The following is a 23840-nucleotide window of genomic DNA, read 5'->3' as shown; positions in this document are numbered from 1 at the left end:
CCTGTGATGGCTGCATGACGATCCGCGGCGAACGCACCTGGTGCGCGGCCTGTCAGGCGCCGGAGGTGTTCCCGGAGAACCTGCCCGTGATCGATTTGTTCATCGACGCGTTGCCGACCTATCAGGTGCCGGGACTGCAGGGCGGTGCGCTCCAGGAGGGGTTTGACCGCGGCGCGGTGCGCGCGCTGTTCGACCTGCACGGCATCGCCGCGGCGGACGCGGCGCCGACCTGGGAGGCGCTGCGGGAACTGGAGGCGGAATTGCGCACGGTGCGCACCGCACGGCAAGCACAGCAGGCACCACCAGCGGGAGCGGGCCATGGCCGGTGATCTGAAGTTAACGATCAAGCTCAACGCGGATGGCACCGCGGCGGTGACCGGCCTGGAGCGGGTGGCGGCGGCCGAGAAGAAGGTGGTGGCCGCCGGCCAGCAGGCGGGGACTGAGCTTGGCCGCCTGAGCACGACCGCCGCGGCGCTGGCCGGCAAACTGGTCGGGGTGTTCAGTGTGGCGACGCTGGCCAGCGCGGTGGCGTTCTCGCGCCAGGTGGCGCTGGTGTCGGACGATCTCGCGATGATGACGGTGCGGATGTCGCGCCTGGGCGGGGACGCGGGGTTCGCCAAGCTGATCCAGATGGCCGATGACCTCGGCGTGTCGATGCAGAGCGCGGCGGAGCAGGTGCAGGGACTGTCGCCGGGGATGACCAAGCTCGGCAAGAGTTTCGATGAGACCATTGCGTTCGCCAGCAAACTGTCCACGGCGTTAACGGCCTTGGGTAGCAATGCGGCGCAGGCGAATTCGTTCGCGCAGCAGTTGGCACAGTCGCTGGGCGGCGGCGCCGCGCAGTGGGAAGAACTCCAGATCATGCAGGACGCGGCGGGCGGACTGACCGCGGAGCTTGAGAAGACGCTGCAAAAGAGTTTGCAGACGACGGACAGCCTGAAGGCGATGGCGGAGCAAGGCAAGCTGACGCCGCAGATCCTGGAGGAGGCGTTTCGCACCACCTTTGAGCGGCTGGCCGGGGATATGGCCCAGATCCCGGTGCTACTGGAACAGCAGCAGGCGCGGCTGGGGGCCTCCTGGGAGCGGCTGCTCAAGGGGATGGATGATCAGCTGCATCTGTCGGATCTCTGGAAGTCGCTGACCGGGGCGCTGGATACCGGGCTGAGCCGGGCGGCGGTCGGGCTCGGTAACCTGGATGCGCCGCTGGATGATTTGCAGCACCGGGTGGAGGAGTTGACGCTGAAGCTCCTGGAGCTGCGGGACGCGCGGGCGCGGGCGTTGGAGAACAGCCCGGCCGGGCTGGTGAACACCGCGGGCATGGATGCGCAGATCCGCAGCACGGTGGAGGAACTGGACCGGCTGAAGGCGAAGATTAAGGAGATTCAGGCGCCAACGGCGGCGCCGGTGGTGTCCGCCGCGGTGACCGCGGGCGTGGCGAGCATGACGAAGGGGCTGAATGCGGAGTTTGCGTCCAATCTGACGGCGATGATCAGCGCCGCCTCCGCGCAAGGGATCACGCTCGGCATCAGCTCGGGATTGCGCACGACCGAGCGGCAGGCGGAACTGTGGGCCGGGGCGCTGAAAAAGTACGGCAGCGCGGCGGCGGCCCGGAAGTGGGTGGCGCCGCCTGGCCATAGCCAGCATGAGAAGGGGATGGCGGCCGACCTCAAGGCGACCGGCGACGGCTATCGCTGGGTGGCGGAGAATGCGGAACGATTTGGGTTGGCCGTGCCGCTGGCGAATGAGCGCTGGCACGTGGAACTGGCGGGGGCGCGCAAAGCCGAGACGGCCGCGGCCGAAGCAGCCAGGAAGGCCGAGGCGGAGTCGCAGCAACGACGGCTGGACGCCAACCGCGCGTTCACCGAGCAGATGGTGGCGTCGGTGGCCGGGCGCACCAGCCAGGTGGCCGCGATCGAGGCGGAGTATGCGGCCAAGATTGCCGCGGCCCAGCGCAACCCGGATGCCGATCCGGCGGTGATCAAGGCGACTGTTGCATCCTTAGAACAGGAGCGCCAGGACGCGATCTACCAGGTGCAGAGTGCGGCCGCGCAGAAGCTGCTGGGGCTGCAGAGCGCATCGGCCAGCGACGAGGTGCGCCTCCGCATGGAGGCGGCGCAGACGATCATCGGCATTCAGAACGATCTGAGCTTGTCGGTGGAGCAGCGTCAGGCCGGGGCGAACGCGGTGCTGGCGACGCTCAACCAGCGCCTGGCGGAACTGAACCAGACGGCGCCGCTGACTACCGAGCAGATGCAGGCGCTGGGGGCGGCCTACGGCACCAGCCAGTCGGCGATGGACGCCTATACCAAGGAGACGAGGGATCTCGATCAGGCGTTTGAGGCCGGGGTCTTTACCGCTGATGAGTATCAGCGGGCGCTCGAGCAGATCGGCCTGACGTATGCCAAGTCGCAGGGACCCCTGGCGGCCTATGTGGCGGGGCTCGAAGAGTCGGCGGGGACGCTGGAATCGGTGACGGTGGATATGCTCGACCGCTTCCGCTCCACCTTGGTGGACGGGCTGGCGGCCGGCAAGCTGTCGTTCGATGATTTTGTGGACTATGCGAAAAAGCGGCTGATCGAACTGGCCGTGAACAAGATTTTCGTCGAGATCGTGGGCGTGGTGTCGGGGTTGACCGGGACCACGGGCGGGCTGACGCAGGTGGTGGGCGGCGGCAGCGCCGGCAGCGGCGGCAGCGGCGGGAGCCTGACCAATGTCGTGGGGTCGCTGTCGAAGCTGTTCGGCGGCAGCAGCATGGGGACGACGGCGGCGAGTTGGCTGGAGACGGGGGCGAGTTGGCTGGGTTACAGCGGGGCGGCGCCGACCGCGGCCGGGTTGACGTACAGCAGCGGCCTGGGCGGGGCGCAGGCTGGCATGATGGGGGTCGCCAACTGGGCGGGCGCCGGGGCCGGCTTGGCGGGTGGGTTTATCGGCTCAGCGATGTACCCCGATTCGCCCTATGCCGGCCTCGGCGGGAGCGTCGGCGGGATCGCCGGGCTCTATGGCGGCGCCGCGGTGGGCGGGGCGATGGGGCTGACCGGCGCGGCGGCGGGGGCGATGATGGGCTCCGTAGTGCCGGTGATCGGGACCATCATCGGGGCGGTGCTCGGCGCCGTGGCGGGCAACGCGCTGGGGGGCGGAGAGGCGAAGGCGCCGATTGCGACGATGGCGACAACGGGGGGGCGGCTGGAGTTTGCCGGGGCGAACCAGTCGTTGGGCAAGTCGGGCGCGGTGCCGGAGATCAACGCCGCCAAGGATCAAGCCAATGCGAACCTGGATGCGCTGGCCTCCCAACTGGGGGACGAGGCGGCGGCGGCACGGGCGAATTTCAGCACGGGCGCGGCGCCGAAAGCCCCGGAGGAGATCGGTGCCTGGATTACGGAGCAGACGCAGGCGATGGCCGAGGCGATGGTGCAGTCCACCACCGGGGTGCTCGGGGACATGGTGAAACAGGCCTGGGCGGACGGGGGCAGCAGCGATCTCGGCGGGTTCATGGAGACGGTCGCGCAGCTCAAGGTCCTGGAGGGGCAGTTGCCGGATATCGCCGCGGGGTTGCAGGCCGCGGGGATGCACCTGGGCGACAATGCGCTGAGCGCGACCGCCAGCCTGGTGATGGTGGCCGGCGGGGTGGATAACCTCGCCCAGCTCCAGGGGACCTACGCCAGCCTGTTCACCACGGTGGCCGAGCAGACGGCGACCCAGAACGCCGCGATGACCAGCACCTTCGCCGCGCTGGGGTCGGCGGTGCCGCCAACCCGCGCGGCGCTGGATGACTTGGTGAAGTCGTTCGACCTGTCGACCGACGCAGGACGCAAGTCTTATGTGGGGGTGATGGGGATGGCGGAGGCGATGGACGCCTATTACAGCGCGGCCGAGGCGGCTGAAGCGACGTTGCAGGGGCTGCTGTGGACCCCTGCGCAGCAGCAACAGGCGCAGCTCGAGGCCGCGCGCGCGCAGGCCAATGCGCTGGGCCAAGCGGCGCTGGGGATCGATATCGGCGCGCTGTCGATCGAGGGCCTGGCCGCGGCGATCGAGGGGCTGGGCGGCATCGCGGCGGTGGTGGGCCTGCTGGGGACGGGCGCCGGGGCCTGGGCGGCGGCGGTGCAGACGTATTATGCCGCGGCGAACGATGACGGCAACATCGCCAATGCGGCGGCAGCGGCCGGCTTCGCGCAGCGGAAACAAGCAGCCGATGACGCGCTGCGGGACCTCGGCAAGAGTCTGATGGAGTGGGTGGAGCGGGTGCGGGAGGCGGAATCCGCCCTGGCGGAGGGGCCGGACGGCTACGCCACGGCGCGCGCGGCGTTCCTGACGCAGTACAGCGCGGCGCGCGCCGGCGACCGGGAGGCGCTGGAGGGGCTGACCGGCTACGCCGATACCTACCTAGCCGCAGCCAAGCGCGAGTCGGCCACGCGCCTGGAGTACGCGCGCACGGTGGCGCGCGTGACCGCGCAGGTGGAGGCCCTGGCGCGGACCGCGGGCGGTGACCGCCCAGAACGGCTGCCGGGGTTCGCCGCCGGCGGTATCGCGCGCGGTCCGGCGAGCGGCTATCCGGTGATGCTGCATGGTACCGAGGCGATTATTCCGCTGAACGGCGTCGCCGCGGCGCCCCCCGCGACGGATGCGCTGCTCACCGAGGTGCAGGGGTTGCGCGCCCAACTGCGCGAGGCGCACGCGCAACGGCTGCGCCTGGCGCAGACCGCGGGGCGCGTGCTCGAGCAGTGGGACTATGACGGCCTGCCGGCCGCACGGAGTTGAGCGATGCAATTGATTCGTCCTGCCGCGATGACCTTGACGGCCGCGACCGCGCCGCTGTCGGATGAGACCGCGTGGTTGTCCACGCGTACCTACGCGATCGGGGCGCGGGTGAGTGTGGCGACGGCCGACTGGTGCACGGATTATGAGGCGGTGCAGGCGGGCACGAACAATGCGCCGGCCACCAACCCCACCTATTGGCTCGACCTCGGGGCGAGCAATCGTTACAAAATGCTGGACGCCTCGGTGTCGAGCGCGACCAAGGACACCACGGCGGTGACCGTGACGGTGGCCGTGGAGCAGCGCTGTTCGCACCTGGGGTTGTTCGGCCTGACCGGCGCCAAGCAGGTGACGGTGGAGCAGGCGCTGATCGCCAACGGGGCCGCCCCGTGGTCGATGACGCGGAGCCTGGCGCGATCGGGCGGGTCGGCGTCGTGGTCCGACTGGTGGTTCACGCAGTTCGAATACGTCGGGGCGCTGGTGCTGGCGTTTCCCCGCAGTGTTGGGAATTTCGCGCTGACGGTGACCGTGGCGGGCGATGCCGACACCATGGTGGGGGTCGGGCACCTGGCCATCGGGCGGGCGGTGTGGCTCGGCGAGACGCTGGTGGATGCCGAGGTCGGCATCACCGACTACTCGCGCAAGGAGACCGATGAGTGGGGCGAGACGCAGCTGGTGCAGCGCGCGTATGCCAAGCGGGCGACGCTGCGGTTGACGCTGCCCGATGCGCACGCCGACACGGTGCAGGCGCAACTGGCGGCGGTGCGCGCGGTGCCGGTGATCTGGGATTGCAACGGCCCGGATACCGCGTTTGAGTCGCTGCGGATTTTCGGCATTTATAAGGAGTTCGCCCTGCAGTTGGGCGGCCTCAATCAAACCACGTGCACGCTCAACCTGGAGGGGATGACATGAGTATCAGCGTGATCATTGCCGCATTGCCCGACCCGCCCTCGCGGGCCGATCCGGTGAACTTCGACCCGCGCGCGGATGCGTTTGTGGATGCGCTGGTGCAGTTCGGCACGGAACTCAATGGCTACGCGAGCCAGGCCAACGCCATGGGGGCGGCGGCCAACGGCGCGTTGGCGGCGGCCACGGTCGCTGTCACCAGCGCGCAGGAAGCGGCGGCGGCGGTGGTGTCGCAGGGCACGGCCACGCCCTACAGCGCCGGCACCAGCTATGCGCAATGGGCGGTGTGTATCGGCGCGGACGGGCGAGTGTATCGGCGCACCGCTGCCGGCAGCGCGGTGGACCCGGTGACCGATTTGACCGGGGCCTGGGTGCCGCTGAACCCGGATCTGCATTTTGCCGCCGCGCTGATTTTGGGCACGGGGGTGTATCCGGGGTGGGCGTTAACGGCCACCGGGGTGGATGGCGTCTCGGCGCCGGTCGATCCGGCGCAACCCGCCTGTCTGGTATGGGCGCGGGGCGTGGAGCGCTATCGGGCGACGCTGACCTGGGGCGTGGCGGGCGGCGCCGCGGGCTGCGTGACGGCGGCGGCGCTCGCCCATTCGATTAACGCGGGGACGCACTACACGGCCCTGGCCCCGGTGGCGACGCTGACGATCGGCTACGACAGCGCGGGCAACGTGACCGGGACAACGTGGAGCTGACGGTATGATTACGCTGATGGGTATCCCTAGCCGCTTGCTGGCGCTCGCGTCCGGCATCGCCAACCTGAACCAATGCGCGGCCTTGACGTCCTCCGGCAGTTACACCGTGCCGGCGGGGGTGACCCGGCTGATACTGACGCTGGTGGGCGGCGGTGCGGGGGGCCAAGGGCGGTTTAGCGCGCCGACAAATCAAGGCGGCGGCGGCGGGGCGGGAGCGACCATTCATCGGATGTTCTTCCCGGTGACGCCGGGGCAGGTGATTGGCTATGTGATCGGGGCCGGCGGCGCGGCGGGTACGCTGGCGGCGGCGCCGACAGCGGGCGGGATCACGCGGTTCGGCTCAAGCCTGAAGGGCGTGGCCGCGGCCGGGGGCCAGGTGGGCGCCGGCGCCAGTGTGGGGGGGCTGGGCGGGGCTATCCCCGCGCACTTGACACTGGTCGGGGTGGCCGGCGGGGCCGGGGCGGGCTATAATACTGGGTATCTGGCGGGCGCTGGGGGCGCGACGCTCTTCGGCGCGGGCGGGGCGCCCGGAGCGGGTGGTAGCGTGAACGGGGGCGTTGGCCCGGGGCCGGGTGCTGGCGGCGGGGGCTGTTACGCCGTCGCGGGCAGCCTGGGCGGGGCCGGTGCCGCCGGCATCATCTGGGTGGAGGTGTGAGATGACGCGGCTTGCCCTGGTCGACGGTGACACTGTGCGCAATGTGATTGTGGGGGAGCCGGGGGAGTGGCCAAACGGGCTGGTGCTTGGCAACGGCCTTGAGGCATCGCCGGGGGATCGGTGGACCGGCTCCCGGTTTGTCACGCCGGATTCGGGTCCGGTGGTGAAGACCTGGGACGAGCTGCAACTGATGCGGGAGTTCACCCTCGCCGAGCGGGTGGCGATCATCGCGGCCGCGTCGACCGACCCGCTGATCGCCTCCCTACTCACGATGGCGCGGGCGACGGTCGTCAGCGGCGGGCGGGTGCGCGCCGATGACCCGGACCTGATTGCGGGGCTTGGCTACCTGGTCGCCGCCGGACTGCTGGCGGACGTGCGGCCTTCCGAGATACGCGGCAGCTAACGTTCTAACCAGTGGCTTGCTGCCCCCGGGTCCGGCGTCCGGGTGCCGGGGATTACCGGGTTAAGCGTTCCGTTACATAGGGTCGCTCGCGGTGACCCATAGTCCGGCGTGCGCGTGCCGGGGATCGTCGGGTAGACCACCCCGTCGCGTATCTCCCCGACTCGGCGACCGTAATCCGGGGTCCGCGTGCCTGGGATCACTTGGTAAATCCCTGCCGCCTGGCTGGTGCCGGTGAGGCGCGCATGATCGCGCGCGCTGACCTGGTACGAGGCCACGAGGCAGGCCGCGAGCAGGGCGGGAATCAAACGATCGGGTGTGGATTTCATGCGGGTACTTCGTCGGGTGGTGGAGGTTGGTCCGTCGTCCTCCCCCGTGCCGGGCGGTTTCACGGGAATCGCTCAACAAACTGTTGGTGTGGCCAACAGTCTTTTTTATAAATCTTTCGCGTTTTTGGGAGAAATCTTTCGCACGCCGCCTGTCAGGTCAGCCACCAGATCCAGGTTGGCGCGGCCCAATTCCAATGAGCGCCGCAAGGTGTCGTGATAGCGACGGGCGTTGATCCACATGAACAACCCGAACAATGTCACGATGACCAAGAACGTATAGGCGAGTTGATCACCCAGGATCGCCATGCGGATGCCGAAGGGGACCAGCGCGGCCAGCAAATAGGCGCGATAGGCCAGCAGGTGAGGGCTCAGTGTCGGGATGGCTCCGGCCGCCATGCCGGAAATGACGAACCCCAGGAACACCTGATACGCGAGTTCGTCACTCGGCAGGAGCACCACGGACAGACCCCAGGCAAGACCGGTGGCGGCGGCCCCCAGCGCGAACCGGCTGGACCAGAATGCATCGGGGTGCAGGTGGGGGGCACGGTGGAAGCGCACCAGCAGCAAGGCACGCGCTGCCAGGACCAACACCAGCGAGCCGAACCAGGTCCAAGCCGCCCACGCACTGCTGACCAAGCTCATGGCGGCCGCCACCAGCAGGCCGTTGACCGCGGTGACGGCAAGCCCCGGCGGCGCCTGTGCGTAAAGCATCCGCGTCAGATCGGCCTGGATCTGCCGCGCTTGCTCCTGGCCCCGGGCGGGGGATGATGATGGGGGAACTGGCTCGTGCGGCTCTGGCATGTGGCGTCCTGGCGTCTGGGCGTGCAAATATCCGGATCAGCCCGGCCCCGTCTCGGCGACGCCCTCGCTCAAGACCTGCTCCTGCAGGGCATGCAGGGCGATGATGAAACCGTCACGGGCGGCAATGATGTCCGCGATTGCCGCCTCGGTCGATTGGCCTTGCGCGCGTGCCTTGGTCAGGGTGCGCGCCAGTTCATGAATGCCGTGATGCAGCGGATCGAGTTGCCGGAACGCCGGCAGTGTCCCGTAGAGACGGCGCCCTTCGGCATGGTACCAGCGGCCGAATCCACACCACTTTTCCTCCAGGGTCGGCGGTGTTTGGTTGGCGTTCGGGCCGAGCGCGCGGATCAGGCTCGCCACCCAGTCGCGGTGTTCGGACTCCATGGTCAACAGACCCAGAAGCGGCTCCGACCACTCGAACTCGGCGGTGACGCGCCACAACGCGGGGAAGCGGTAGCGGCTCACCCAGTCCGGGAACTGCCCGGCCGGCATGGGCTCCGCGATGCCATAGCCTTGAGCGCGGTTGCAGCCCAAGCGCAACAGCATCAATCCGTGGGCGGCGGACTCCACCCCCTCCGCGATGACTTCCCGCCGGAAGGCGTGGGCCAGCCCGACCACGCCCTCGACAATGTTGCGGTCGTCCGGGGAGCGGAGCATGTCGCGCACGAAGGTCTGATCGATCTTGAGTACTTGGGCCGGCAGACGCCTGAAATAGGTCAAAGAGGAATAGCCCGTCCCGAAATCGTCGAGGGCGAAGCGCACCCCGAGTCTGGCGCAATGCAGCATGACCCGGGCGACCGCCTCCAGATCGCCCAAGGCCTCGGACTCCAAGATCTCCAGCGACAGCACGCCCGTCGCAAGTCCGGGGTGGGCATGCAATTGCTCATCCAGGTTGTGGATGAAGTCGTTATGCTGGATCGAACGGGCCGAGATGTTGAGGCTGAGCTCCAGGTCAAGTCCATGGTCATGCCAGGTCTGGAGTTGATTCAGACCCGCCTGCAGCACCCACCAGTCGAGCCGCTGCTGATACTCGGTTCCAGCGAGCAGTGGAATAAAGACACCCGGGGGCAGCAGGCCTCTTTCCGGATGCTGCCAGCGCACCAAGCCCTCGGCTCCGATGACCTTGCCGCGGCGCATGTCCACCTTGGGCTGATAGTAGAGCACCAACTCGCCGCTGTCGATCGCCGCACCGATGCGCTCCAATTGCGAGAGACGGTCATGGACACGGCGGTCGCGCAACGGGTCGAAGAAGCGATAGCGATTGCGCCCGCGTTGTTTCGCCCGGTACATGGCGTGATCGGCATGGCGCAACAAGGTGTCGGCATCATTCGCGTCCCGCGGGAAGAGGGTGACGCCGGCGCTGGCGGTCACGCGCAGTTCCTGGTCCCCGACAACATGGGGCTGCGCCAAGGCCGTGATCAGACGGTCGAGCAGGTTGGCGCATTCCAGCGGATTCTCGAAGCCGCCCAGCAGCAGAACGAACTCATCACCGCCGAGTCGTGCCACGGTGTCGCTTTCGCGAATCTGGTCACGCAGTCGGGCGCCAACCGCCACCAGTATCTGGTCGCCGACCGCCTGGCCACAGGCGTCGTTGATCGCCTTGAAGCTGTCCAGATCAAGGGAGCAAACGGCCAATTCGGTGGCGCTCTCCAGCGCTACGCCCATGGCCTCGCGCATGCGTTCGGCCAACAGCCGGCGGTTGGGCAGGCCGGTGAGGGTGTCGAAGCGCGCGGCCTCCTCCAGGCGTTGCCGGCCTTCAACCAGTTCTTGCTGGACCCGATGCCGCTCCAGCGCGACACCGATCAGATCCGCCAGCAGGCGCAGGACGCGGATTTCGGGATCCTGCCAGGTTCGCGGTGCGCCTTCCACTTCCGTGACGACGCAGCCGGCCAACCGGCCGCCGACGCGTAACGGAACTGCCAGGACCGCGCGGACACCCTGCGCCAGCAGGATCCGGCGATCCAGCGACCAGGGGTCCGGCAACAGGTCGATATCACCGATGGAGACGCTTTCCCCATGGCGCAGGGTGTCCATCCAGCGTGGCAGGCTTGCCAGCGGTACGGGGTCGGCCGTGACCCGCCGCTCCGCGACGTTCATCGCGCACCACTCATGGGTGGCGCTCAACTGTTGGCTATCGTGACTGACTTGATAGAGGCAGGCACGCTCCACATCCATGCGTCGGGCGACGGCGCCCAGGACGCGAATCACCACGTGATCCAGGGCTTCGGGCTGGGCGGTCAGCAAGGTGCGCGAGGCTTCGACCAACACCGTGTCCAATGCTTCCAGATAGGACAGCGCACGTTCGATCTGCTTGCGCTCGACCGCAACCGGGCGCGTGTCGGTGGCTTGCAGGCTGTCCTGTGCCCGGAGCTGTTCGCTCAAACGGTCGAGTGTGGCGGCCAAGTCGGCGACTGCGCCGATGCCGCCGACCCCTGACACGCCCTCGTAGCGACCGGCGGCCAACTGCTCGGCGTAGGTGCGCAAGCGGCGCAGCGGGGCGAGCAACCACCGCTCCAGCAGCATGAGGGCCAGGGTCAGGGCGCCCAGGATCAGCCAGGGACTCCAACCGAGGGGCGCGTGGGCGGCAACGTCGACCCGGTCCGGCACGCTGACGTCACCCGGAACTGCCAGCCCCAGGATGAGCAGCGTGATCAGCGCCAGGGACCACCGCCAGCGGCCTGCGCCGGGAACGCTGTTCACCCCCCGGCCTCCCTGCGGGGTGGGCCGGACGGACCGAAGCCAAGTCGTGGCGGATGGGGCGGAGTCATGGTCTTCGAGCCAGGCTGTGCGATTCGTTTTGACTGGGGACCGGGCGGCCCGCCCGCTGAATCCCCGATCGGCCTTATCGTCTGACTCACCCGATGGTGCCACTCAATAGCGTCATTCAGTGGTGCCACCTGGGCCGGGACTGGGGAGCATCTGCCGGCTGGCTGACAGTCGACAGGATACACGATTAACTCCGTGGCTCAAGACGTGGATTGGCGTTTGTGATAGGTATAGCATTCCGACGCCAGAACCGGACGTGGGGGCGGGTTTCAAACCCGCCCCTACTGGATATCAGGTACGAAGGCTATATCAACCCTCAGGCCGCGGGTAGAGGTGTGGTAGTGGGTCGACCGGTAATGCCCGCCTCTGGTGCTCGGCCATTCGCAAGGTCGGCTCCAACGCGCGCCAGGCCGCGGCCCCGTCCCAGGCTGCGCCGCCGGGAGCGTAAACCGCCCGGTCGATATGTTCCAGTACGTCTGCCGTTGCGCTTCCCGCCGGACCCAGGCGCGTGCCGATGTCACCCAGCCCGCGGGGTGGGTCGTGCGGCCAGCGCGCCAGTCCCCAATCGAGCAGGGCGGCACGGGCGGCCCTGGGATCAGCCGCCGTGCAGGCCCGGCGCACCCGAGTCCGCGCCGCTGCCTCGCCGCGCTGCGGTTTCATACGGGCCGCTGTAACTTGCCCCGTCCCGCCGCGCCCGGATCGCCGCAGCAGATTCCATGACAGGGTTGCGAGCCAGGCGAGCGCGAACAACAGGGTCAGCCAGGGCCAGGGGACCTTGGTGCTGTCGGTGGCTGATGAGTCGACGCCGGTGTCACGCGCGGCCGGCGGAGCGTCCGCGCTGACTTGGTTGGGCGCGGACGCGGCCGGGCGGTTGGCCGCCGCGGTCTCTGGCGGCGGTGATGCTGGTTCACCAGGCGCCGGTTCCACCTGGACCCGGCGTAGCGGGATCACCGCGACGCGCTCCTGATCCGCTGTCGTGTCCCACCAGGGCACGCGGACCTCCGGCAGGATGAGTTCACCCGCGCGGCTCGGTACCAGGGCGATCTTGAGGGTCTTGAGTGCGGTCGGGGCGGTGCCCGGCAGGTCTTCGCCCTTCGGCGGTTCGGGATAGACCTTGGCGCCCTCGGGGGTGCCGGGATCGAGGGTCGGCAACTGGGCCGCGGTGACACCGCGGGCGGTGATCACCAGGGTGCGGGTGACGGGCTCGCCGACGCGAAAACGCGGCGGGGACGGGGTCCACTCCTCCGACAGTTGGACCGACTCGGCGGGCAGCCAGGTTGCGGTGCCGACGTTGGGTTGGGGGCGGACCTGGACGGTCAGATCCTGCCCCCGCTCGATCACGCGGCGGCCGGAACCCCGGTCGAAGAGATCCGGCAAGTCCTGGAAGGGCGCGTTGCCGAAGGGATCATTGAAATCGGCGAATGGGCCGCGGCGCCCCGCGGACCGGCTCTCCGGCAGCAGCGCCTCCAGCCGCGGCGACGCGATGGTGAGCGGGCCGCTGCGCTGCGGTACCACCAGGTAGCGGCGTTCGATGACCGTATAGCGCTGCCCCTGGATGGTTTCGGAGCTGCTTTGATCCTCCCCTTGCCGTTCCAGCGTTGCCCCCTCGGCTTGCGGCTCGGACAGGACTGCCCGTCGCGGCTGTTCCCGGTAGAGCACCCGGATCCGATAGACAAAGGACTGCTGCACATAGGGCGTGGCGTTCTCGACCCGCGTCTCCACGAAGATCGGTTTGGAACCAGTGTCCGCGGCGGCCTGATCGGCCGGTAGCACCTCCACCGCGACCGGGCTCGACTGCTTGCCGCCGAGCGCAAGCGGCGGGACCTGGAGCCGGCCGCCGCGCCGCGGGGCCAACTCCAGGGTCCATTCACGGGTCTGGCTGACGGCGCCGTTGATGATGCTCATCCGGGTGCCGCTGCTCTGGTCCAGGATCTCGAAATCCTGGTTCAACGGCGTCAGGTCCGGCTCGCCCGCGAGCCGACCCTCGGCACGCAGCCGCAGGGTCAAGGTTTCATTGGCGCGCACCTGGGTCCGGTCCAACTCCGCGCTGAAGTCGTCCGCCGCTCCGGCAGGTCCGACCAGAAGCAACAGCATCAACAGTGAAAGCCAGGTAGTGATGGGTCTGTGCATGAGGATTATGACTGAACTTGAAGCATGGAATTCCGGCCGTGCCAACTCGCGGCAAGCGGTCGTTGGTCCGCACAGCGGACCCTACGGATCAAGGCAACCGCCCCTCCCGCCGCAGATGCTGTAACAGAAAGCGCTGCCGCAGCAGACCGGCCGGGTCGTCCGGGACGCGCTGCAACTGCGCCTCCAGGGCCTGCTGTTGCTCACGCTCCTCCATGCTGAGATCGGCGGCACCGGTCTGGGCGCGGCGCGCGGTCCCGGCCTGCGCCGTGGTGCCCGGCGGTTGGCCAGGCGTGGCGCCGGCCTGAGGCCCTTCCTCGTTCGCGTCTGGATCGGCGTCGGTCGCATCCGGAAGCGACACCTCGGGTTCCGCCGCCTGATCCTGGGAACCGAGATCGCCCGCGTTGGGCGGTGCCGACTGGCCGGTGCGCCCGGCCGCCGGATCGGGCGCCCCCGGCGTTCCCGGGTCCTGACCGGCCGGCGCTTGCTCGGTGTCCGCCGGAGTGTTCGCGGTGTCGCCGGGGCGCGCGCTTGAAGCGTTGTCCTGCCCGCCGGCCTCCTGGGGTTGTGCCCCGTCCTGTCCGGGGCCGGCTTGCTGGTCCTGAGGCTGATCCGCGTTCTGCTTGCCTGCTTGATCGGCAGCGTCCGGCGGCTGATCGCCGCCCTGGGAATCCTGGTCCGCGCCGGTCGATGCGTCCTCGCCCTCACCGTTTTCGCCCGGCTGCCCTTGCTCGGACGATGGGTTTTGTTGCTGTTGTTGGTCCCGCAGCCGTTTGACCTGCTCCAGGTTGGCGCGGGCGTCGGCATGATCCGGGGCCTGTTCGAGCGCGCGCTCATAGGCGGCAATCGACTGGTCCAACTGGCCCAGGCGAGCGAGGGCGTTGCCGCGGTTATAGTCGACCTCGGCCCCCTCAAGTCCGGCAAGGTCGTCGACGGCGCCCGCATAGTCGCCGCCGCGATAACGGGCCGCGGCGCGCCAGGCCGGGTCTTGAAAGCGCTCCGCCGCGGCCGTGGCGTCACCCGCCGCGAAGGCTCTGGCCGCCTGCTGATCCGGCCGGCGCCACAGGTCGTCCCAGCCGAAGGCCCAGCCGGGGCCGGGCGGCAGCACCAGGACGAGGGCCATGACCGGCACCAGCCAGCCGCGCCGGAACGCCAGCGCGGCGATCGGCAGCAGGGCCAGCAGCAGCCACGGACCCTCCTCGCGCCATTGATCCGCTGTCAGGTGCTGTTGCTCGACCATCGCACCCAGGGGGGCCGGTGCCCCCGCGGTGATCAGTGTCTGGGTGTCCCGACCCGCCGGGTCCAACTCCACATAGCGGCCGTTGCCGACCTGCGCCAGGGTCTCCAGGGCCCCGCGGTCGAGCCGCGACAGCGCGATGGCACCGTTGCCGATCGCGGAGAAGCCGCCGCTCGCATCAGGCACAGGCGCTCCCTGCGTGGTCCCGACCCCGAGGACCGACAGCCGATGGCCGGCCGCCGCCAAGGCGCGGGCCGCCCCGTTGACCAGGGTGCCCAGTCCGGCTCCGCGCTCCGTGACCCCGTCGCTGATCAGGATGACCTCGCCGCCGCCGGCACCGGCCTGGGCCAGCAGTTCGCCGGCCAGCGCCAGCGCGCGCTCCGGGCGGCGCGGACCCGGCACCGGAATCAGATCGGTGGTCAGGCGCGGGACCTGCGCCGCGATGGTCTGGGCGTCGCCGGTCAGCGGCGAGACGATATAGGGATCCGGACCGAAGGCGATCAGGGCGACCTGCCCCTCGTGGGTGGCGTTGAGCAGGTCCAGGACCGCAAAACGCGCTCGGGCCAGCCGTGAGGGCGCCAGATCCGCGGCATTCATGCTCGCCGACAGGTCCAGCAGGATCACCCGCTTGGCCCCGGTGGTGAACACCGGTTGCGGCAGGCGTTCCCAGACCGGTCCGGCCAGCGCGGTCACGCCCGCCAACCAGGCCAGCGCGAGCAAGGCAAAGGGAAGGCGGCGCGGGCGGGACTCTTCGCCAACCAGAAGATGCGGCAACAGATGGGCATCCACCAGGCCCTGCCAGACAGTGGCGGTTTGGCGGCGGCGCCACAGTCCAATGACCAGGGCGGCGAGGGGGATCAGGGCGAGGAACCACAGCGGCCGCAGAAAGTGCAGATCAGCCGGCATTGCGCACCCCCAGGCCCGGCAGGGCGATCAGGACACTCAGGATCAGCGCCGCAGCCGCGGGCCAGACGAACAGCGACTCCCGCGGCCGATAGGTGCGCTCGTCGCGGCGGCTCGGCTCCAGCCGATCCAATTCGTCGTACACCGCCTCCAGTTCAGCGCGGCCGGTGGCGGAGAAGAAACGCCCTCCGGTGAGTTCGGCGATGCGCTTGAGTGTCTCCGGATCGACATCGCCCCCCTGGCGCATCAGCCGCATCCCCAGCGGGGTGCGGATGCCGATCTCGCCGCCGCCGATGCCGATGGTGTAGATGCGCACCCCCGCTTCCTCGGCCAACCGCGCGGCGGCCAGGGGTTCCAGTTGACCGGCCGTATTGGCCCCGTCGGTAAGCAGGATCAGCACCCGATTGTCGTCCGGCTGGTCGCGCAGGCGCTTGACCGCGAGCGCGATGGCATCGCCGATGGCCGTCTCCCGACCGGCGAGCCCGACCACGGCATCGCGCAGCATGGTGGCCACCGTGCGGCCGTCGAAGGTCAGGGGCGTCTGCACATAGGCGTTGCTGCCGAACAGGATCAGGCCCAGTCGATCCTGGGTGCGGCGCTCGACAAAGCGGGCGGCCACCGCTTTGATGACCGCCAGCCGCGAGACCATCCGGCCGTCCAGCTCATAGTCTTCCTGCTCCATGCTGCCCGACACGTCAACCGCGAGCATCAGATCGCGCCCGGACACCGGCAGATTCACCGGGTCCCCGACCCACTCCGGCCGTGCCGCCGCCAGCACCAGGAGCACCCAGGCCAGGACGGCGGCGAGGCGTTGCCACCAGGGGCGCCGCCGCGCCGCGCCGGTCGCGATCCCCGGCAATTCACCATAGAAAGGCACCCGCAGGGCGGCCCCGCCGGTCGCTTTAGCGCGGGGCAGGAGCAAGGCCAGCAGCGGCAGGGGCAAGGCCGCCAGCACCCAGGGCCAGGAGAGCGTGATCATGGTGTCGTCTCCTGCTGGGCGCGGATCCAGCGGGCGGCCAGGTCCGTCACCGCGACGGGGTCCAGGTCCGGTTGGGCCGTCAGCGCCGGGTCGTTGGAGCGCGGCGCGGAATCACCGGGGGCACGATAGGGGCGATCGGCCAGCACCCGTCCGGGACCCTGGGTAAACCCGTCACCCCCGCCGGTCGTATCGAGGAAAGCGAGCCAGGCGGACCCGGTCAGCCCGGCCACCCGCTCGCGCGGATAACGGATCAGGGCCAGCCGCCGCAACAGTTGCGAGACCTCCGCGGTAAAGCGGCGTTGATCGCCGCCGGTGTGCAGCGCCTGATTCAGCGCCGCCAGCCGGCTCAGGGCGGCCCGGACCGCGGCGCCCTGGCGCCGCCGACGGCGCCACAGCGCCCAGCCGAGCACGAGTGCGGCCAGGGCGAGCCCGGCGACCAGCCACCACCCAGGGGCCGGCGGCCACCAGGCCACCGGCTCCGGCAGATGCCAGTCGCGCAGCCCGGCCAGCGGGTCGGCCATGGCCGGCGACTGGGTCGTGGGAGCAGGAATGAGGGTGGGGTCGGCCATCGGCGGGTCGCTAAACCGCCTCCAGCGTGAAATGCGTAGTTTTCATGGTGTGTTTGGCCTTGCGGATTTAACTCATTTCGGTGGAGACGCGGCTGAAAATTTAAATTTTTTCGAACTGTAAACCGCGCCGGCTCCAGCAATCGTCGAGTCTGCCGGGGCCGATCCTATCCAAAAACATGGCCTTGATCGTAATCCCGGCCAGCGGCATGCGTAGTCAGGGCTTCCAGCCCTGACGGTGTCAGGCCAGGATGGCCTGACTACGCACCCAGCGAGCCCAAGTGGCCGGAACCATGATCAAGGCCAAAAACATCGCATACCGCGCCGGGCGCGGTTTACCAGTCAATCATCACAGCGTGATCCATGGTCCGATTCCTTCTTTACGCCTTCGCGCCTTCGCGTGAAATACCTTTTTCGACAAGCATATGCGGACGAATCGGCCTCACCCGGCCCGCGCCCGTAACCCGCGGGCCAGCGCGGGGCCGACCGGTTCGTCAGTCACCAACTGCAGCAGGTGGGCCCGATGACGCCGCGCCAACAACTCCAGCGTTTGGGTGCGCGTGGCGTAGCGCTGCTCATAGGACGCCCGGCTGCGCATTCCGGTCAGGTCCAGCACCCCGCGGCGCAGGCCATCGGTCACCGGATAACGACCCGGCGGCGGCGCTGCCGCTTCTATGGGGTCGTGTACCATGATCAGCAGCAATTCGCTGCCCGCGGCAAGCTGTGCCAGCCACCGGCCGGACTGCGGGTGCACACCGGCAAAATCGCTGATCACCGCCACCAGGCTGCCCGGACGCACCAGCCGCACCAGGTGACCGGCCGCGACTTCCAGTGAGTCATAACCCCGACCGCCGGCCATGGGGGGCTCGGTCAGGCGCTCGAGCAAGGGCAGCAACCCGCCGCCGCGGGCCGCCGGCCGCCGCTCCAGATGGCGGGTCTCGTCGAACACCAAGCCGCCCACTCGGTCCGCGCGGTCCACCGCGGCCCAGCCGAGCAGGGCCGCGGCACGCGCCGCGAGCACCGACTTGAAGGCGACACGGGTCCCGAAGCGCATGGCCGGTCCCTGATCCACCAGCAGCCACACCGGGCGCTCCCGTTCCTCGCGAAACAGTTTCACATGGGGCGTGCCGGCCCGGGCGGTGACCCGCCAGTCCATATTGCGCGGGTCGTCCCCCGGCTGATAGACCCGCGACTCGTCGAACTCCATCCCGCGCCCGCGAAAACGCGACAGATGACCGCCGCTGCGGGTCGCCAGCACCCGCCCGCGCGGGGCCAGATCGAGCCGCCGCGCCTGTTCGCGCAGGGCGATCAACTCGGTGAGCCCGGCGCGGATGCCGGGTTGCGCCTCCGGCGATGGTGTCGACGCGAGGAAGGACATCGCTCAAGGCGCCGGGACGCGCGCCAGCAGTGCGGCGATGAAGTCGTCGGGGTGTTTGCCCTCGGCCTCGGCCTCATAGGACAGCAGCACCCGGTGGCGCAGCACGTCCGGGGCTACGGACTGGAGGTCCTCCGGCGAAACGTAGTCGCGCCCTCCGAGCCAGGCGCGGGCGCGGGAGCACCGATCCAAAGCCAGGGTCGCGCGGGGGCTGGCGCCGAAGCGCAGCCAGCCGCCCAGGTCCGCGGCATACTCCAGCGGCCGCCGGGTGGCCATCACCAGATGCACCAGATAGTCCTCCACCTCGGGGGCCATGTAGAGGCCGAAGATGGCGCGGCGGGCGGCGAAGATGCTCGCCTGACTCAGCCGAACCCCGGCCGCCTCGGGACCCTCGCGCAGCGCCTCGTCGCGGTTCAGGTGCAGGATGGCGCGCTCGGTCGCCCCGTCCGGGTAGTCCACCCGCACATGCATCAGAAAGCGGTCGAGCTGGGCCTCCGGCAACGGATAGGTCCCCTCCTGTTCGATCGGATTCTGGGTCGCCATCACCAGGAACAGGCGGGGTAACGGATAAGTCTCCCGGCCCACGGTCACCTGCCGCTCGCCCATCGCCTCCAGCAGGGCGGACTGCACCTTGGCCGGAGCCCGGTTCACCTCGTCGGCCAGCAGCAGGTTGTGGAAGATCGGCCCGCGGTCGAAGCGGAAAGTGCCGTCGTTGGGCCGATAGATTTCGGTGCCGGTCAGATCGGCCGGCAACAAGTCCGGGGTGAACTGGATGCGGTGAAAATCCCCTTCGAGCCCCAGCGCCAACTGCTTGATGGCGGTGGTTTTGGCCAGCCCCGGAGCGCCTTCCACCAGCAGATGCCCATCGGCCAGCAGGGCGATCAGCAGCCGTTCGACCAGGTTGGCCTGACCGAGGATGACGCGGCCGACACGATCACGCAAGGCGGCGAACTCGGCCGCGAGGGCGTGTGCCTGATCGGACTGCGGGTCTGATGGCGGGTCGGATAGGGTCTGATCCAAGGCGATGCTCCTCTGTCGGATGGCCCGGACCGCGGGCCTTCAGGCGTGGATTGTCTGAAATTCGCGGGCGTTTGGATAGGCCGGCGGCTTACCGCTTTATTACAGATGGGTAAGCCATCATGCGCGCCGGATCAGGTCCAGCAAGGCGGCCGGCGGGATGATCGGGCACGCGAACGGCTCCGGGTGGCCTCGGCGAGCCGCATCCGGCTCAAGAAGCACTACCCGGCAACCGGAGGCCGAGGCTTTAGCCGGCGGCCTCCATCAAGGCAAGACACCGCCCTTCGGGCACCCTCCGGTTAACGGCCATGACGCCTGCGTCACCCCGGAACATGAACGTCCTCTCGACCACGGTCGCAACTGTCGGCATGCAAGGCTGCGTAGTCAGGGCTTCCAGCCCTGACTGTTCCAGCCCCGACGCCGCCAGGCCAGGATGGCCTGACTACGCACTTTCACGGTAAAGCCTCGGCCTCCGGTTTTCTTGTGGCCGGGACGGCGATCGAGGCCCCCGCCGGGGCACGCGCCAAGCGTAGCGCGGCGACGACCTCCTACCCATCGATCCCGGCTCGGCGAGCTTGACCCTAGAAGTCGCCTCCGCCGGGGGATTTGTGTGAGGATGGGGCATCACCGGTCCGGGGCGGCGCGAGCGCCGGATTTCGTGGTACCTTCCCCATTTCCGTGGACGGTGACTGGTTCGAGGTTGCGCGACCACGGAAGCGGACCGCCTTTGACAAACTGCGGGGTTCTTGGTGAACTTCGCCGGCTAGGCATATCGTCACGGTAGCGAGGAGTACAAATGGGCGATTTTTGACGTTCTTCGTTGACCGCAACGAACTCAGTGAAGGATGGGCCTTATTTTTGCTCGCCCTTCTAATGACCACGCTGGTTCCATACCAGATGGCGAAATTTGCCGTGTCTGCACCAAATTATAAGGCCAGTGAGATCGTCGCTATCTTCTTTTGCCTGGCGATTGCAGGGATCACGGTCATGTCCATTTTCTATCTGATCTTTATTGGTCTATCCGGGAATATGCGGTTCTTGTTCATTGCGCCCCTGGTTCACGCTGTCTCGGCGATCCCAGGAGCCATTAGCGGCGGCTATGCCGGCGCTGCTCCGCGCGATCCAGCGCGCCTCGGGGCCAACCCGGTTGAGCACCTCGCGAATGACGGTGCGGCTGGGGATCAGGTAGCGCCGCGCCCGCCGGCAGCAGCGCAAGCGTCATGATCCAGATCACTCCCCGCATCCGCATCGACCCGCTCGAGCTCGAAGAGCGGTTTATCCGCTCGCCCGGGCCCGGCGGCCAGAATGTGAACAAAGTCGAGACGGCGGTGCAACTGCGGTTCGACGTGGCCGGCTCGCCGTCGCTGCCGGAAGACGTGCGGCGGCGGCTGATCCGGCTGGGCGGCCGGCGCGTCGACAACAATGGCGTCCTGATGATCGAGGCCCATCGCTTCCGCACCCGCGAGCGCAACCGCGAGGACGCCCGCGAGCGTCTGGTGGAACTGATCCGGCTCGCCGCCCACAAGCCCAAGCCGCGCGTAGCCACCAAGCCGACGCGCGCGTCCAAGGAGCGGCGGCTGGAGACCAAGCGCGCCACCTCCGCCACCAAGCAACTGCGCGGGCGTCACCAGGCGGACGACTAAGGCGATTTCTGTCAAATCCTATACCATCTCGCTCGTCTTTTCGCCCGCCTTCCCCGTCGTGCCGACAGTCACATAGCCCTGCTATGCTCCTGTCGGCGCTCCTTGAAGGCAGACGAAAATCCTTCGCGATCTGGCACAGGATTTTCCGGCAATCGCCTAAACCGGTCGACGACCGGCTATTCGTCCGTTTCCACGACCATCCCTGAACCATCCTTGCCGATGACGATGACCAGCTTGCCGAGTGTCGGGTGTCGGGCGGTGACCACGGTGAAGGAGACCCCCGACTTCTCGGTCAGCACGTCGCTCTCGTCCTTTAGATCCTGAATAATCGATGGCTCGGCGTCGAATAGGCGCATGGCTTGCTCTCCTCGCGTAACATCGGCGTGAGCCCGCCTGTTGATTCCAGGCCGGCTTTCAATCGAACAAATTGCGAAGCCTCGTCTTTACTGAGGTTTTGCGACGCCTCATCATACCGCGATTCGCGAAGAAGTCCGTGTCGTTGCGCATCAGGTGCCCCGTCCGACCGCGACGATCGATCCACCGTCAACCCCCGTGTCAGTCGGCGGACGCCTCGCGCATCCTTTCTCAATCAAGCATGTAGAGGACACACCGATCATGAGCCGATGCTTTCCGACCCGCTCGCCCCGGCATGGTGCGGCGGCACTGACGTTGGCCGTGGCCGTGGCCGTGGCCCTGGCCCTGGCCCTGGCGCTCGCGGCGAGCGGGACCCTGGCCGACGCACCGGCAGCGAACCCGCGCGGCGCCGCCACCGGTCCGACGACCGCCGCGGGCTATGACCACCCGGACCAGTTCATTCATTTGAAGGACGTGAAGCCGGCGGACAACATGTACCCGGTCATCGCACACCCGGCGCAGGAACAGCAAGCCCGCGACAAGCTCGCGGCCTTGGAAAAGAAAACCGGCAAGAAGCCCAACATCCTGATCTTCTTGTTGGATGACGTGGGCTGGATGGATCCGGGCTTCAACGGCGGCGGCATCGCGGTCGGCAACGAGACACCCAACATGGACCGGCTGGCCGCCGGGGGCCTGGTGCTCACCTCGGCCTACTCCACGCCCTCCTGCTCACCGACCCGCGCTTCGATCCACACCGGCCAGAACCCCCTGCATCATGGTCTGCTCTATCCGCCCATGTACGGCCAGCCGGGCGGCTTGGAGGGCGCGACGACGCTCCCGATGATCCTCAAGCAGCTTGGTTATGTCACCCAGGCGGTCGGCAAATGGCACATGGGCGAGAACCAGGGCTCGCTGCCGCAGAACACCGGCTACGATGACTTCCTGGGCTTCCTCAGCGTCTCCGACATGTACAGCGAGTGGCGGGACATCTATTTCAATCCGGAGGTTGCGCTGAGCCCGGCCCGGTTCCGGATGATGGAGCAGATGCCGTTCAACAAGACCGAGGTCCACTGCACCCCGGCCAACAAACAGGCGTGCGAGAATGGCCGGGTCATCGATCTGAACAGCATCAAGGATCTCGACCGCAATTGGATGGACTACAGCATCGCCTTCATCCGCAAGATGAAGGACAGCAAGGCGCCGTTCTTTCTCTACCACGGCACCCGCGGCTGTCACTTCGACAACTACCCGTCCGATACATGGGCCGGCCGCTCGCGCGCCCGCACCGTCTACAGCGACTGCATGGTGGAAATGGACCACATCCTCGGTCAACTGGTGAAGACCCTGGATGAGACCGGGCAGCTTGAGAACACCCTGGTCTTCTTCAGCTCCGACAACGGCCCCGAGTGCGAGGTGCCGCCGGCCGGGCGCAGCCCGTTCCGCGGGTGTAAAGGGTCGAGCTGGGAGGGCGGGCAGCGGGTGCCGACCTTCGTCTATTGGCCGGGCATGATTCAGCCGCGCCGCTCGGAGGGGCTGTTCGACCTCGCCGACCTCTTCAATACCAGCATCGCGCTCGCCGGCAAGCCCGGTGCCCAAGTCGCGGACCTGGTACCCAAGTCGACCTATATCGACGGCATCGACCAAACCGGCCTGCTGCTTGCCGATCAGGGTGAATCGGCCCGCCGCAGCCGCATCTATACCCTGCTGCAATATCTTTCGGCAATCCGCGTTGACGAATTCAAATACATCTTCACGGCCGAAATCGAGGACGGTTTCTTCCAGAAAGGCTTTACCGGCGGCTTCAGCGGCCCCATCGCCACGGAAACCGGCGGGGTGGTGATGGTGAACCTCTACACCGATCCGCGGGAGGACGTGACGGTCGGGTTGCGCCACCTCCCGCTGGAGGTGCTGGTTCAGGGGGCGCTCAAGCCCTACATGGATGATCTCGTCAAATATCCCCCGCAGGTCAAGACCGAATTCGCGCCGAACAACCCGCCGCTTTATGATCTCTTGCCCCGTTTGAAGGCGGCGGCCGGGCAACATCCGCCGACACAGCCGCCGGCAGCGGTGCATTCGCGTTAAGGCGATTGGTGTAGGGGCGGGTTTGAAACCCGCCCCTACATCCGGTTATCACGTCCGAAGGCGATATATCCATATCGAGTTCCAGGGCGGCCACGACAGCGCCTTCGCGAAATGCATGTTGGCCTTGATCGTAATCCCCGCCCGCGGCGTGCGTAGTCAGGGCTTCCAGCCCTGACGGTGTCAGGCCAGGATGGCCTGACTACGCACCCGGCGAGCCCAAGTGGCCGGAATCTTGATCAAGGCC

The 23840-nt window shown here is 68.2% G+C and carries 19 protein-coding genes; 9 read left to right on the top strand and 10 right to left on the bottom strand.

Annotated elements, in window-relative coordinates; all coding sequences use genetic code 11:
- Window positions 1-14 precede the first annotated feature (14 nt).
- From A39O_RS0115840 to A39O_RS0115815, 6 genes are read left to right on the top strand one after another with little or no spacing between them, the layout of a single operon-like run.
- Entirely contained in the window at window positions 15-329 is a 315-nt protein-coding gene (locus A39O_RS0115840; protein WP_020505644.1) for a DUF1799 domain-containing protein, read from the top strand.
- A complete protein-coding gene (locus A39O_RS36695) occupies window positions 319-4755 on the top strand; it encodes a tape measure protein (RefSeq protein ID WP_020505643.1) in 4437 nt (1478 codons plus the stop codon). The genes A39O_RS0115840 and A39O_RS36695 overlap by 11 nt, the downstream gene beginning before the upstream one ends.
- Window positions 4756-4758: 3 nt before the next feature.
- The gene (locus A39O_RS0115830; RefSeq protein ID WP_157640173.1) at window positions 4759-5664 is read left to right on the top strand and encodes a hypothetical protein; all 906 of its coding nucleotides are present in this window, start codon (window positions 4759-4761) and stop codon (window positions 5662-5664) included.
- Window positions 5661-6362, top strand: a complete 702-nt coding sequence (locus tag A39O_RS0115825; protein ID WP_020505641.1) for a hypothetical protein — start codon at window positions 5661-5663, stop codon at window positions 6360-6362. The genes A39O_RS0115830 and A39O_RS0115825 overlap by 4 nt, the downstream gene beginning before the upstream one ends.
- A gap of 16 nt (window positions 6363-6378) precedes the next feature.
- Window positions 6379-7017, top strand: a complete 639-nt coding sequence (locus A39O_RS33770) for a glycine-rich domain-containing protein (protein WP_157640171.1) — start codon at window positions 6379-6381, stop codon at window positions 7015-7017.
- Window position 7018: 1 nt separating this feature from the next.
- The gene (locus A39O_RS0115815; RefSeq protein WP_020505639.1) at window positions 7019-7420 is read left to right on the top strand and encodes a hypothetical protein; all 402 of its coding nucleotides are present in this window, start codon (window positions 7019-7021) and stop codon (window positions 7418-7420) included.
- Here the strand turns inward: A39O_RS0115815 and A39O_RS40865 are convergent.
- The 9 genes from A39O_RS40865 to A39O_RS0115770 form a co-directional block, all read right to left on the bottom strand.
- Window positions 7417-7746: a hypothetical protein gene (locus A39O_RS40865; protein WP_157640169.1), complete on the bottom strand. Its 330-nt coding sequence runs from the start codon at window positions 7744-7746 to the stop codon at window positions 7417-7419. The genes A39O_RS0115815 and A39O_RS40865 overlap by 4 nt on opposite strands.
- A 105-nt stretch (window positions 7747-7851) precedes the next feature.
- The gene (locus tag A39O_RS33765; RefSeq protein ID WP_157640167.1) at window positions 7852-8547 is read right to left on the bottom strand and encodes a hypothetical protein; all 696 of its coding nucleotides are present in this window, start codon (window positions 8545-8547) and stop codon (window positions 7852-7854) included.
- A 36-nt stretch (window positions 8548-8583) separates the two neighbouring features.
- Window positions 8584-11247 (bottom strand): EAL domain-containing protein, encoded by a 2664-nt coding sequence (locus A39O_RS36690; protein WP_020505637.1) that lies wholly within the window; start codon window positions 11245-11247, stop codon window positions 8584-8586.
- Window positions 11248-11622: 375 nt separating this feature from the next.
- Entirely contained in the window at window positions 11623-13443 is a 1821-nt protein-coding gene (locus A39O_RS0115800; RefSeq protein WP_026199459.1) for a BatD family protein, read from the bottom strand.
- Between the two features lie 88 nt (window positions 13444-13531).
- The gene (locus A39O_RS0115795) at window positions 13532-15583 is read right to left on the bottom strand and encodes a VWA domain-containing protein (protein WP_020505635.1); all 2052 of its coding nucleotides are present in this window, start codon (window positions 15581-15583) and stop codon (window positions 13532-13534) included.
- On the bottom strand, window positions 15573-16559 hold the full coding sequence (locus A39O_RS0115790; RefSeq protein ID WP_020505634.1) for a VWA domain-containing protein: 987 nt from the start codon (window positions 16557-16559) through the stop codon (window positions 15573-15575). The genes A39O_RS0115795 and A39O_RS0115790 overlap by 11 nt, the downstream gene beginning before the upstream one ends.
- A complete protein-coding gene (locus A39O_RS0115785; protein ID WP_020505633.1) occupies window positions 16556-17128 on the bottom strand; it encodes a DUF4381 domain-containing protein in 573 nt (190 codons plus the stop codon). Before A39O_RS0115785 ends, A39O_RS0115790 begins: the two co-directional genes overlap by 4 nt.
- Window positions 17129-17567: 439 nt before the next feature.
- Entirely contained in the window at window positions 17568-18503 is a 936-nt protein-coding gene (locus tag A39O_RS0115775; RefSeq protein WP_020505631.1) for a DUF58 domain-containing protein, read from the bottom strand.
- A 3-nt stretch (window positions 18504-18506) separates the two neighbouring features.
- Window positions 18507-19520, bottom strand: a complete 1014-nt coding sequence (locus tag A39O_RS0115770; RefSeq protein WP_020505630.1) for an AAA family ATPase — start codon at window positions 19518-19520, stop codon at window positions 18507-18509.
- Window positions 19521-20324: 804 nt separating this feature from the next.
- Between A39O_RS0115770 and A39O_RS0115760 the strand changes: the two genes are divergently transcribed.
- Window positions 20325-20741 carry a hypothetical protein gene (locus tag A39O_RS0115760; RefSeq protein WP_020505628.1) on the top strand — a complete coding sequence of 139 codons (417 nt, stop codon included), beginning with the start codon at window positions 20325-20327 and terminating at the stop codon, window positions 20739-20741.
- Complete coding sequence (gene arfB / locus A39O_RS0115755; protein ID WP_020505627.1) at window positions 20738-21160, top strand: alternative ribosome rescue aminoacyl-tRNA hydrolase ArfB; 423 nt, start codon at window positions 20738-20740, stop codon at window positions 21158-21160. The genes A39O_RS0115760 and arfB overlap by 4 nt, the downstream gene beginning before the upstream one ends.
- Window positions 21161-21336: 176 nt before the next feature.
- Here the strand turns inward: arfB and A39O_RS0115750 are convergent, their stop codons facing one another.
- Window positions 21337-21516 (bottom strand): hypothetical protein, encoded by a 180-nt coding sequence (locus tag A39O_RS0115750; protein WP_020505626.1) that lies wholly within the window; start codon window positions 21514-21516, stop codon window positions 21337-21339.
- A gap of 259 nt (window positions 21517-21775) precedes the next feature.
- Here A39O_RS0115750 and A39O_RS33755 point away from each other — a divergent pair, with 259 nt between their 5' ends.
- Entirely contained in the window at window positions 21776-23596 is a 1821-nt protein-coding gene (locus A39O_RS33755; protein WP_020505625.1) for a sulfatase-like hydrolase/transferase, read from the top strand.
- Window positions 23597-23840: the final 244 nt, after the last annotated feature.

Origin of the sequence: Lamprocystis purpurea DSM 4197 (genome assembly GCF_000379525.1) — a bacterium.
Classification (GTDB): Bacteria; Pseudomonadota; Gammaproteobacteria; order Chromatiales; family Chromatiaceae; genus Thiodictyon; species Thiodictyon purpureum.
The sequence above is the reverse complement of the archived record's forward strand: the minus strand, read 5'-3'. Positions and strand labels throughout refer to the sequence as shown.